The sequence below is a fragment of the Clostridium sp. CM042 genome (assembly GCF_055080995.1).
This window is the reverse complement of the sequence record NZ_CM143646.1, coordinates 2,018,631-2,031,664: the sequence shown is the minus strand read 5'-3', so window position 1 is coordinate 2,031,664 and position 13,034 is coordinate 2,018,631. Positions and strand designations below refer to the sequence as shown.

Here is a 13,034-nt window from a genome sequence, read left to right as displayed (position 1 = left end):
ATATATTATAGCTCACAATTCATTTTTTTTATTAAAGTTTCCAAATTGAGAACTTTCATTGATTCATAAAAACTTATGTTACAATCAAAATACATTAGAGAACTAAACTTAAATTGGTTACTTTATCATAAGTGAACAACAAGAATTATAAAAAAATTTAATAATATTGGGGGAAAAAATCGTGGCAAAAAAGAACTATGAAAATCTAGCAAAGCAAATTGTTAAAAATATAGGTGGAGTTGATAATGTTTCAGATCTAACTCATTGTGTAACACGTTTAAGATTCAAATTAAAAGATAATTCAAAGGCAGATAAAGATAGAATTAAAAAATTAAGTGGAGTTTTATCAGTTGTAGAAGGAAATGGGCAGTTCCAAGTTGTTATTGGAAATGCAGTTACAGATGTATACGATACAGTGGTAAGTTTATATCCAATTAAACATGATGGTGGAAATCCAATAACGGAAGAAAAGCCTACTGGAAGTGCATTAACACGTGCGTTTAATATAATGTCAGCTATTGTAAATCCAATAGTAATAGCTCTTGCAGGTGCAGGTATGATAAAGGCACTTCTTGTAATTTTAACTACTACATTAGGAATAATCGATACTTCAGGAAGTACCTATAAAATATTATCAGCAGCTGGAAACAGTGTATTTTATTTCTTACCTTTGTTTTTAGCATATTCATCAGCAAAAGTTTTCAAATGTAATCCTTTTATTTCATTAGCAATTGTATCAGCTCTAATGGAGCCCAAGTTCACAGGACTTATGCAAGCACCTGGGGATGTAACAAGCTTTTTAGGAATACCGGTTGTACTAATGAGTTATTCAGGTACTTTAGTTCCTGCCATATTATCGATTTTAGTTTATTCTAAGTTGGAGAAACTATTAAAGAAATTTATTCCTAAGAGCATAGAGCTTTTTGCACTTTCCTTCGTGGCATTACTTATTATGGTTCCATTGACCATTATTGTAATTGGACCTATGGGTGTTTACTTAGCAAATGGTATTGGAAATGCAGTTAATTTCTTTAGTGTGAAGAGTGGAGTTCTCACAGGTGTGGTCGTTGGTGGAGGTTGGACATTCTTAGTACTGTTAGGAATTCACTGGGGTGTTGTTCCAATTATGATTAATAATATTGCTACTTACGGATTCGATTACATTCGTCCAATGGTTGCCGCTGCTACATTTGCAAGCGCCGGAGCAGCATTTGGTGTGTTTTTAAAAAGTAAAAACAAAGAAAATAAAACATTTGCATTATCTGCAACAGTTCCGGCATTACTTGGTGGTGTTACAGAGCCAATTATATATGGACTATCAGTAAAGTTTAAGAAACCATTTATTGCACAAATTATTGGGGGTGCTATTGCAGGAGGATTTATCGGCGGTATGCATACTAAAGCTATTGTTTATGTATTCCCCGCATTAACAACTTTACCAGCTTTCATTGGAGATACATTTGTTTACTATATAATCGGAATTTGTTTAGCATTCTTTGGCACAGCGACCCTTACGTATTTCTTAGGTTTTGAAGAAGAGGTGGGGGAAGATGAAGTAGGAACAAGTGATGTAGATGAAAAGATAAAAGAAAGAGAGTAAAAAAAGGTCAGCCATTAGTAAAGTTTAATATCGACAAAATTAAAGAGGCTGGATATGATCTTACTACAATGCTGATAGTTACTAATATGGATGAGATTGAAGAGATGTCTATATTAGAAAAAGAATCGGTTACTAAGGACACAAAGGCGTTATCTATAAGGAGGAAATAATATGAAAAAAAACAAGTTTTCGAAAGAATTTTTATGGGGAGGAGCCACTGCGGCAAATCAATGCGAAGGTGCTTGGGATGTAGATGGTAAAGGATTATCTGTAGCTGATTGCAGTACCTATAAGGCAAATGTTGATCCCAAGGATTACAAGGCACAACATGGGATTAGTAGTGATGACATAGCAGAAGCTATGAAAAGTACAGATGTTTCGAAATATGGGAAACGTCATGGAATAGATTTTTATCATAGGTACAAAGAAGATCTAGATTTATTTCAGGAAATGGGATTTAAAGTTCTTCGTGTATCAATTCAATGGGCTAGAATTTATCCAAATGGTATTGAAGAAGAACCAAATGAAAAGGGGCTTAAACATTATGAGGAAATGTTTATTGAAATGAAGAAAAGAGGCATTGAACCTTTAGTAACACTTCATCACTATGAAATGCCACTATATTTATGTAACCACTATGATGGGTGGTATCAAAGACCTGTGATTGACTTCTTTATTCGTTTTTGTAAAACAGTATTTAATCGCTATAAAGGTTTAATAAAATATTGGTTAACTTTTAATGAAATAGATAGTGTGTTTCGTCATCCATTTACTACAGTTGGGATTGTAGCTGACAGATATCCTGAAGATAAATTAGAAGAAGTTATTTATCAGTCAGTTCATAATCAATTTGTAGCTAGTTCATTGGCAACTAAATATTTACATGAAATAATGCCAGAGGCACAGATGGGATGTATGTTAACAAGAACATTAACTTATCCAGAAAATTGTCATCCGAAAAATATGTTACTAGCCTTAGAGGAGAATAGAAAGAATTATTTCTACTCAGATGTACAAGTATTAGGAGAGTATCCAAAACATGTGAAAAATTACTGGGAACAAAATAATATTAATGTAGAATTTGCCCCAGGGGATGAAGAAATAATTAAATGCTATCCAGCAGATTTTGTATCATTTAGCTATTATATGAGCAAGGTTGCAAGTAAAGATGAAGACCAAAGAGAAAAGGTAAGTGGGAATCTAACTAGCGGTGTTAAAAATCCATATCTTGAAACAACACAATGGGACTGGCAAGTTGATCCTACTGGGCTTCATATTTCTTTAGTAGAGCTATATGACAGATATCGTAAACCATTATTCATCGTAGAAAATGGTATTGGATGTAAAGATAAGCTTGAGGATGATGGAACAATTATTGACGACTATAGAATCAAATATTTTAGAGAGCATATTCAAGCCATTGCAGATGCCATTGAAGTTGGAGTTGAGGTTATGGGATATACGCCATGGGGATGTATTGATATGGTAAGTATGTCAACATGTCAAATGACTAAGAGATACGGATTTATATATGTAGATGCTGATGACCTTGGTAATGGAAGTTATGAAAGAAGGAAAAAGAAATCTTTTGAATGGTATAAAAAAGTAATTGAAACTAATGGAAAAGATTTAGATTAATAATAATATTAAGTTATGGTGGGGGAATTCTTATGATTAATAAGGATTGCTCTGCTTTTTTTATAAGTTATAAATATGCAAAGCAATTTTAGTAACGGATGAGGTGAAAGCATTATGAGATATATTAATCAGTTTCTGATTAGTAAATGCAATTACCCAAGGTTTTGCCTATGATGAATTTAAAGAAAAGATGAGTGGCTTAAAGGAGAGGGAAACTAAACTGGAAGTAACTCTAAAAGAGCGGATTATGCCAGAGTGTAAAAAAATTATTCGGAATTATGTTGATAAAGTAATTGTTTATAAAGACCATGTTGAAGTGACATTCAATGTGGTCTTTACTATTTTAAAGGATTATGAACCTTTAGGAGATTAACCTAATATGATATGAGCAGTAGTTATGGTTGTATAGTCATTTTTAATTAAATTGATATAAACTAAGATAACTTTTGAAATAAAATGGAAAATAATTGTTTAATGAAGTGAAAGTTATACATAAGCTAAACCGCAGGGTATCTATAGTTCATACAATTAAATATCAAAGAATCCATTTACCAAATTAATATAATTTAGGGTATAATATATCTAAGTCACAATAGTAAAATAATGTGGAAATTTAAATAGCGTTAAAGCTGGTGCAAATATCGATACAAAAGCGTGACGAACAGAAATCCCCCATAGCACTATCAACTACCAAGGATACCGGTATTAGCACTGAAGCATTAGTGAGTGGGAAAATTATTCATAGACACTCTCTCAGCTTCAGCCCTAGCCGGTAAAATAGCTTTGTTGGTATAAAAGTAATATACTCTAAAACTCAATATAATAAGGAGGTCTTGTTAAATGAATAAGAAATTAGTCTTAGGTGTAATGTTAGCAGCAAGTTTGTTTGTAACACCTATACACAATGTATACGCTGATTCATATAAGAGTGTTACTATAGGGTATGATTTGACGAATCAACAGGAAGAGAACATGCTAAAGTATTTTGGTGTAGATAGGAATAGTGCGAGTGTTGTTGAAGTTACATCTGCTGAGGAGAAGAAATATCTAGGAGGTACAGTATCTAGAGATCAATTAGGTAATAAGGCGATATCCTGTTCCTATATTGAGCCGACAACTACTGGTGGTTTAGTAGTGAATACAAATAATGTAACTTGGGTAAATGCTAGTATGATAAAGAATGCCCTAATTACAGCAGGAATTGAGAATGCTAATGTTAAAGTTTCTGCACCATTTCTTGTATCAGGTACAGCCGCTATGACTGGCATACTAAAGGGATTCGAAAATAGTAAAGACGGTAAGAAATTAGATGAAAGCACAAAAAAAACAGCTAATGAAGAGGTCGCAGTTACAGGCCAACTAGGTGAAAAAATTGGACAAGATAAAGCTGCGGGATTAATCAATGAAGTAAAGAGTGAAGTTATAAAAGATAAACCTAAGACTGAGGCAGGTATAACAAAAATAGTAAATAATGTAACAAATAATTACAATTACAATCTATCTAAAGATGATGTAAGTGGTATTGTTGGATTAATGAAAAATGTAAATAAATTAAACTTGGATTACAGCAAAGTAAAAGGACAGCTTGAGGGTGTAGCTAGTACAATGAAAAATACATTAGAGAGTGATAAGGCTAAAAGTGGGTTCGCAAGTGTGTGTGCTTCTATTGGAAATTTCTTTAAAGGAATAGCAGATGGTTTAAAAGGTGAATGAGATGAGAATGAGATGTCTTCTGTACCTAAGGAAGGCATCTTTATATAGTGGATTTCATACATTATGCTTGCCTCCACCAGTAAAATCCTGAACAGAGATGTTCAGGATTTTTTTATGCCTTAATTTAAAACATAAATGTTATTTTTTCGTAAGAAAAAAGTTAAAATTAGAAATTTATTTTGATGTAAAATTTAACTAAAGAATAGTTAAGGAGTTGGAATTTGTGAATATGAAAGCAAAAAGATTTATGACAATATTATTAAGTGTTATGTTAATAAGCTTAGGTATACATAGTAATAGTTTTGGAAAGGAAATAGAGAAGAAAAAGGAAGTCAATAAGAAACATTTAGCGGTGAATAACAGTCAGAATTTACAGCGATTCACAGATGATTTTTTTAAGAAAAATATGGAGAAGTATTCAATCCCAGGAGCAGCTATAGCGATTGTTAAGGATGGCAAAGAAGTGTTTAAAAAGGGATATGGATATAGTAATATTGCAGGAAAGATATCAGTAGATCCAGATAAAACTGTTTTCCCAGCAGCATCAGTAAGCAAAATGTTTACTGCAACAGCTATTATGCAACTGTATGAAGAGGGGAAAATAGATCTTAATGAAAATATTGATAATTATATAAAACCGTATAAGGTTATTAATAATTATAAGGAACCAGTAACTTGTGGTAATTTATTAACGCATTCTAGTGGAGTTGATGAAGCTAGTGAGCTTAATGTTGGTACGAGAGATGAAAAGTCAATAAAATCACAGGAGTATTATTTTGATAACCATACTCCGAGGGTAGTAAGAGAGCCTAATACTGTTAGTAGATATTCTAATCAAGGTTATAACCTTCTAGGGTATGGTATAGAAAAGGTAGCTGGTATTAGTTATGAGGAATATATAAAGAAAAACATATTAGAACCTTTAAAAATGGATAATAGCTTAGTTAGATTAAAAAATAATAATACAGTTAAGTGTTATGGGTATGGAGGAATAGGCGGAGATTATAATGAAAGTCCTTTAGATTATCAATATACTTCCGGATCTTCAGGAATAAATACAACAGTTAAAGATATGGAAAACTTTATGATAGCTCACTTAAATAATGGAGAGTTTCAAGGAAATAAAATTTTAAATGAAAAAACATCAACAATAATGAAGAATAAACAATTTTCAAATAATAATAGTTTGCCTGGAATGCGATATGGATTCATAAGAAGCAATAGAAATGTACAAGAAATATTAAAACATGAAGGTGCATTAATTGCAGGTAGTACTACTACATTATTTTTAATGCCAAAGGAAGGTTTAGGGATATATATTGCAACTAATTCATTAAATCCACTTCCATTTAACTTTGAAGAAGAGTTTTTAAATGAATTTTATCCTACCACTAATAATAAGTTTAATGAAATAAAGAAAAATCCATCTAAGGATTTTAGTAAATATGAAGGAACATATAGAAGCTATGATGGAATAGCAAAAAGTAATATTATGAAGATTTTTAGTTTAATGATGCCTGATATGAATATGAAAATTAAAGATAACAAAGATGGTACATTAACACTTAATGAATATACGTCTGCTAAAGAGGAAATCAATACAACTCTTGTTGAAAAGGAAGATGGAGTATTTGCAAGGGAAGATGGACGAGGAGATTTTGCATTTAAAATAAATGATAGTGGTAAAGTAACTTATGCATTTAATGATGTAAGCCATAATTCCTATGAAAAGATAAGTTTTTTTGATGAAGCAAATTTTAATATATCTATATTTGCTATAGCTATGATTATGTTCATTATTAATATAATTGGAACAATAGTTTTGTTTATAAAAAGGAAGTTTAAACAAACAGGGTGCAAAAGTTGTAGGGGCATAAAATTAATTAGAACAGCAAACTTAGTTATTAGTACATTTAATGTAGTTGGAATGCTTGGTGCAACTGTAATGGCAATGACTATGATTAGTACTAATGATTTTACCTTTGCATGGTTACTTTATACCTTTTTAGGGTTTTTAATAGTAGGAGCGGTTTTAAGTATTTGTGGATTAATTATTTTAATATATAATTGGGCTAAAAAGAGAGGGAGAAAAGCAGAAAAAATTTATTTTACAATCATAACTATAGCTAATTTTATTTTTATATGGTTTATATATTACTTTAATTTTTTAGGATTTAAAATATAAACCTGAACATCAGTTATTTTGAAATGTGGTATAATTTTATTAAAAACAGATATTTGATGGGAGAAATAAGCGCTATGTTTAATGTACTGATTGTAGATGATGAAGTAGAAATAATTGAACTTATGGAAGTATACTTATTAAATGATGGGTATAAGGTATTTAAAGCTACAAATGGCGTAGATGCACTTAATATAATTAATAAAGGAAAGATTCATCTTGTGATTTTAGATATAATGATGCCAGGAATGGATGGGTTACAGGTTTGCATGAAGATTAGAAAAGAGTACAATATTCCAATTATAATGGTGAGTGCAAAGGGTCAAGACATAGATAAAATACAAGGTTTATCTACAGGTGCAGATGACTATATGGTAAAACCATTTAATGCAATGGAACTCATTGCTAGAGTGAAAGCCCAAATAAGAAGATATGTATATCTTAATGAAAATCATAAACCCTTTGATAATGAAGATGTAATTGAAATAAAAGGGATTACTATAAACAAAAGAAATCATAAAGTTAATTTATTTGGTGCAGAGTTAAAATTAACTCCAACAGAATATGCGATATTGCTATTATTGGCAAGTAACAGTGGAAAAGTATTTGGTGCTGAGGATATATTTAAAGAGATTTGGAAGGAAAAATATTTTGAAGGAAATAACACTGTTATGGTGCATATATGGAGGTTGAGAGAAAAATTAGAGGATAATCCTAAGGAGCCTAAAATAGTAGAAACAGTGTGGGGAGTTGGATATAAGATTGAAGAGTACGAGTATTAAATACAATATACTCATAAATTTCTTTATAGCTATGTTAATGTCTATAATATCAACATTAGTAGGAGTTTTTTTAGTGATTATATGGCTACATATTTTCTGGCCAAGCCTTTATATGAAATTTACTAATGAGTATAATACAAATAGTTTAGTTATGTTAGGGTTTAGTATAGGAGTTTTTGTAACTTTTATAGTGCTAATGTGTTTAATATTTATAAAAAGAATGAATAAAATTACTGATTATATAGAAGAAATATCACAGAATTTAAATATAGTAACTAATGGAAATATGGATATAAATATACCTGTTAAAACAAAGGATGAGCTAGGAAGATTAGCTTCAGATGTTAATAAAATGGCATATAGTATAAAAGAACTTATGAAAAAAGAAAGACAGTGGGAAAAGCAGAACAATAACTTGATTACGAATTTATCTCATGATTTAAGGACTCCACTTACATCTGTCCTTGGGTTTTTAGAGTTAATTAAAAAGAGAAGTTATAAAAATGATGATGAGCTGCAGCATTATTGTGAAGTTTCGTTAAGTAAAGCAAAGGAATTAAAGAGCTCAGTAGATCAACTTTTTGAGTTTACAAAGATAAGTAATGGAGATGTAAATTTAAATAAATCTAACATAAATCTACATCAATTAATAGAACAAGTTATCATTGGATTTATACCGTCTTTTGAGAATGTTGGAATGGAATATAAAATATATTCAAAGGATGCAGGTTTAATAATAACTGGAGATGCTATTTTATTAGTTAGAGCCTTTGAAAATATAATATCTAATGCAATTAAGTACGGTAGTGAGGGAAAACATTTAAATATAAATATAGAAAAAGGAAATAATATGGCCTTAGTTAGATTTGTTAATTATGGAGATATAATAGAAGAAGAGAATTTGAAGAATTTATTCCAAAGATTATATAGGGTAGAAAAATCTTGTAATAAAAAAGAGGGAACTGGACTTGGGCTCGCAATTGTAAAGACAATAGTAGAATTACATAATGGCAATATAGAGGTTGCAAGCTCTAAGGGAAAAACAGAATTTAAAATAAAATTACCATTTGATTAAAAGGAGTTAATAAATGAAATATTATTTAGCACCAATGGAAGGAATTACGGGATACATATATAGAAATTCTTACGAAAAATTTTTTAATAGTATTGATAAATACTTTACACCTTTTATTGTTACCAATAAAAGTAGAAGTCTTAAGTCTAAAGAATTAAGAGATGTTTTGCCTGAAAATAATAAAGGGATGAATATAATTCCCCAAATACTTACTAACGATTCAGAAGGTTTTATTATTACTTCTAGAAAATTACAGCAATTGGGTTATAACGAGGTTAATTTAAATTTAGGATGTCCTGCTGGAACTGTTGTTTCAAAAGATAGAGGCTCAGGATTTCTAGCCAAAAGAGAAGAACTTGATATGTTTTTAGATGAAATATTTAAAATAGATGATATGAAAATTTCTATAAAAACTAGAATAGGAAAAGATAGTCCAGAAGAATCTTATGAGCTAATAAAAATTTACAATAAATATCCTTTAGAAGAATTAATTATCCATCCGAGAATACAAAAAGATTTTTATGGAAATAAACCTAATTTACAGGTATTTAAAGATGCATTATCTTTAAGCATTAATCCAGTATGTTATAATGGGGATATTTTCACTATTGATGATCATAATAAATTAATGAAAGCTTTTCCAGAGGTAAAAACAGTAATGCTAGGAAGAGGGATAATAGCCAATCCAAGGTTAATGAATGAGATTAAAAATAATACTAATATAGACAAAAAAGTATTAAAAGATTTTCATGATGAAATTTTAAATAAATATATAGAATTATTTGATGAAGATAGAAATGCAATATTTAGAATGAAAGAACTATGGGGGTATATGATTTACATATTTTCAGATAATAAAAAATATGCTAAGAAAATAAAGAAGTCACAAAATTTAAGTGATTATAATGAAGCTGTCTTAAGTTTATTTGCGGAGCAGGAAATCATAGAAGGGGCTGGATTATTTAACGACATTTCAGAAGGAAAGTCTCCCACTAAACAAAAGTAGGTGAAAAGGAACTTCAAGACTTTAAAATATACTGGGATAAATTATATTTAAATGTAAAAAAATTCTAAAGGAGTGATAAATGGATACTACGCAGCAGTTATATGTTTATTGCTTATATTAATTATTCATTCAGTATGTAAGAGATCAGATAAAGACTTTAAGTGGTATAGTTATTTAAAATAAATTTTCAGTTAATCACCTTAGGATAGCCTTGGACTTTTCCAAGGCTCTTATTTTTTAATAAATATTTTAGGAGGTGAAATATGTCTATATCCTTTTTTACGGGCCTCTAAGTGTTCTTTATGAGTAAATATTGTAATATATTTAAATATAAAAAGAATTTTGTGGGTTAGAGGGGTAAAAGATGAATACATTAAAACATTTATCTAAAGTTTTTGAATCATCGGAGGAAATTCTTTTTGACGATTCCTCCAAGATTGTTTTAATGAGTGATTGCCATAGAGGTGATGGAAACTGGTCAGATAATTTTTCAAAGAATCAAAATATTTATTTTGCGGCCTTAACTCATTACTATGACGGACATTATACTTATATAGAGATTGGTGATGGAGATGAACTTTGGGAGAATAAAGGACTTTCTGAGATTAAGAGGGTACACAGCGATGTTTTCTGGCTGCTGTCTAAATTTTTTAATGAAGATAGGCTCAATTTTATTTTTGGGAACCATGATATAGTAAAAAGAAACGATAAATTTGTAAAAAATAATTTATATAAATACTTTGATGAACTCAAGAAAAGGTATATTCCTTTATTCAGTAATATTAGGCTTCATGAGGGGATAGTATTGAGGCATAAAGTTACTAATGATAAAATCTTTCTAATACACGGGCATCAAGTGGATTGTCTAAATGATAAAATGTGGAGATTAACCAGATTTTTAGTAAGGTATTTATGGAGACCCCTTAACTTCTTTGGAGTAAATGATCCAACTAGAACAGCACAGAATTATCATAAAAAACAAGCAGTAGAAAAAAAGCTTATTGAATGGGTAATAAAAGAAAAACAGATGATGGTCGCAGGGCATACACATAGGCCTATGTTTCCTGAAGTAGGTGAGCCTCCATATTTCAACGATGGAAGCTGTGTTCATCCTCGATGCATAACAGCAATGGAAATTGATTTTGGTAATATCAAACTTGTAAAATGGTATGTTAACACAAAGGAGGATGGAACTTTGTTCGTAGACAGGCAAGTACTTGCAGGACCAAGAAAATTAAAGGATTACTTTGACGCTTAGAGATAATCTAAGTAACTTGCGGAAATAAAAAGGAGATTTGAGCAATATTCATCGCCTCCATAAGAGGACCCTCACTAATTAATTAGTGAGGGTCCTCTTATAGTTTAATTTTTGATATTAAGGTTTTATTGATTGTTGAAATAAACCAGGAAGTAATAAAAACTTTCTCAAAACTTTTTCAGCCTCTGATTTATCTCCATAGAAAAATCCATTCAGATATATGCCCTCCTTATTAAAACCAGCGAAACAACTAATCTTTTTATTGGCAGTTTCTAAAAAGCATTGCCATACGTCGAAGAAATCTTATCTCGAAACTTCATTCCACCTAAGCTGTATAACAGTAATCTTGTCCACTTTATGAACCTCTGGATTACTGCAATATCATGTTCAGTATCAATCTATCGCTAAAGGGGATTTATTAATGTCTAGGTTGTATTCAAGTCTTAGGATATCGTATTCCTTATCAAAAGGGGTTATAACTTTACCTGTTAATCCTTTAAATCTCACATTATTACTCCTTTGTTAAACTAGTATTTAACAGTATATAAATATGTTATTAATAAAATGAAGTTACATAAGGTGAAAAAAATTGAGAAAAGACACGAATTCACTCTAAGCCTAATGATTATATATTTTTTGAAAAATTATTCTGTGTATATTTAATGGTAATTAAGTACATCATTATCTATAGGAACTACATTATGTTAAATCTATTTTCTTTAAAATATTATCTGATTGTAATAGTAATAATTTAATTAATATTGCAGCTTCGAAGAAGATGAACAGCACCGCGGCTGATGATTTAAGTTAAAATTGGTCAAATGGTTAAATACATTATAAAATAAATGATTCATGAAAGGACATAATAATGTGAGAGAAATAATATTACACTGTTTTCAATGGAAAATTTCTGATATAACTAAAATTTTAGATAAAGTAAAAGAGTGTGGATATACATCCATACAGGTTACTCCCGTGCAACCTTGCAAAAAAGGAGATGAATGGTGGACATACTATCAACCTCTATCATTTAAAATAGGCAATAGAAGTGGCACAAAGGAAGATTTAACAGAATTATGTTATAAAGCTAATAAAATAGGAATTAAAATTATCGTTGACGTGGTGTTACGACATTTAGCAGGTGATGAAAGTGGAAAGCTAATACCAAGTAAAAGCGTAGACCAAAATCTACGAGATAATCCTAGATTTTGGACTAACGCAAAGAATACAGTAGATTATGACAATAGAAATGCAATAGTTAACGGTGCTTTTGGATTACCAATGCTCAATTACAATGACGCAGAATTACAAAATATTTATATAAATTTTTTAAAAGAACTAAAGAATTGTGGAGTTGGTGGGTTCAGAATCGACATGGGTAAGCATTTTGCATTAGAGAGTGAAGGAAGTTACTTTTGGACAAGGGTATTTGGCGAATTTAAAGATATGTTCAACTATGCTGAATGTATTGAATCCAGTGAAGAACTATTAAACAAGTATACACCTTTTATAAATGTGTTAACTGATAGTGAGGCAACCAACCAGAGCAAGATGGTTATTTATGTAATGTCCCATGACACCGAGGAAAGCTGGGGATTTACTAAAAGCATGGATGATAATGTGATAACATTAAAATGGGAGTTACTATTAAAAAATTATAAAGAAAGTAATGTATTATTTTATGTTAGGCCATATTCAGATTTATGGAAAATGGAAAATATTAAAAATATCAATTTGGCAGGATAAATGATTGCCTGTGGAGGAGAGTTTGTCAATATGA

General features: G+C 30.4%; 10 protein-coding genes. All 10 read left to right on the top strand.

Annotation, left to right across the window (positions count from 1 at the left end; all coding sequences use genetic code 11):
* Positions 1-181: 181 nt before the first annotated feature.
* The 10 genes from ACWJJ7_RS09580 to ACWJJ7_RS09535 all read left to right on the top strand — a co-directional run bounded on the left by ACWJJ7_RS09580 (position 182) and on the right by ACWJJ7_RS09535 (position 13,000).
* The gene (locus tag ACWJJ7_RS09580) at positions 182-1,600 is read left to right on the top strand and encodes a PTS transporter subunit EIIC (protein ID WP_462961926.1); all 1,419 of its coding nucleotides are present in this window, start codon (positions 182-184) and stop codon (positions 1,598-1,600) included.
* Between the two features lie 171 nt (positions 1,601-1,771).
* A complete protein-coding gene (locus ACWJJ7_RS09575) occupies positions 1,772-3,238 on the top strand; it encodes a glycoside hydrolase family 1 protein (protein ID WP_462961925.1) in 1,467 nt (488 codons plus the stop codon).
* A gap of 190 nt (positions 3,239-3,428) precedes the next feature.
* Positions 3,429-3,611, top strand: coding sequence for a hypothetical protein (locus ACWJJ7_RS09570; protein WP_462961924.1), 183 nt, complete (start codon positions 3,429-3,431; stop codon positions 3,609-3,611).
* Positions 3,612-4,078: 467 nt separating this feature from the next.
* A complete protein-coding gene (locus ACWJJ7_RS09565; RefSeq protein WP_462961923.1) occupies positions 4,079-4,951 on the top strand; it encodes a DUF1002 domain-containing protein in 873 nt (290 codons plus the stop codon).
* A gap of 223 nt (positions 4,952-5,174) precedes the next feature.
* The gene (locus ACWJJ7_RS09560; RefSeq protein WP_462961922.1) at positions 5,175-7,136 is read left to right on the top strand and encodes a serine hydrolase domain-containing protein; all 1,962 of its coding nucleotides are present in this window, start codon (positions 5,175-5,177) and stop codon (positions 7,134-7,136) included.
* Positions 7,137-7,210: 74 nt separating this feature from the next.
* Positions 7,211-7,915, top strand: coding sequence for a response regulator transcription factor (locus ACWJJ7_RS09555; protein ID WP_165413564.1), 705 nt, complete (start codon positions 7,211-7,213; stop codon positions 7,913-7,915).
* Positions 7,896-8,990 carry a sensor histidine kinase gene (locus ACWJJ7_RS09550; RefSeq protein WP_462961921.1) on the top strand — a complete coding sequence of 365 codons (1,095 nt, stop codon included), beginning with the start codon at positions 7,896-7,898 and terminating at the stop codon, positions 8,988-8,990. Before ACWJJ7_RS09555 ends, ACWJJ7_RS09550 begins: the two co-directional genes overlap by 20 nt.
* A gap of 13 nt (positions 8,991-9,003) precedes the next feature.
* Positions 9,004-9,996, top strand: coding sequence for a tRNA dihydrouridine synthase (locus ACWJJ7_RS09545; RefSeq protein ID WP_462961920.1), 993 nt, complete (start codon positions 9,004-9,006; stop codon positions 9,994-9,996).
* Between the two features lie 364 nt (positions 9,997-10,360).
* Positions 10,361-11,254 (top strand): metallophosphoesterase, encoded by an 894-nt coding sequence (locus tag ACWJJ7_RS09540; RefSeq protein WP_462961919.1) that lies wholly within the window; start codon positions 10,361-10,363, stop codon positions 11,252-11,254.
* Between the two features lie 870 nt (positions 11,255-12,124).
* Positions 12,125-13,000 carry an alpha-amylase family glycosyl hydrolase gene (locus ACWJJ7_RS09535; RefSeq protein WP_462961918.1) on the top strand — a complete coding sequence of 292 codons (876 nt, stop codon included), beginning with the start codon at positions 12,125-12,127 and terminating at the stop codon, positions 12,998-13,000.
* Positions 13,001-13,034: the final 34 nt, after the last annotated feature.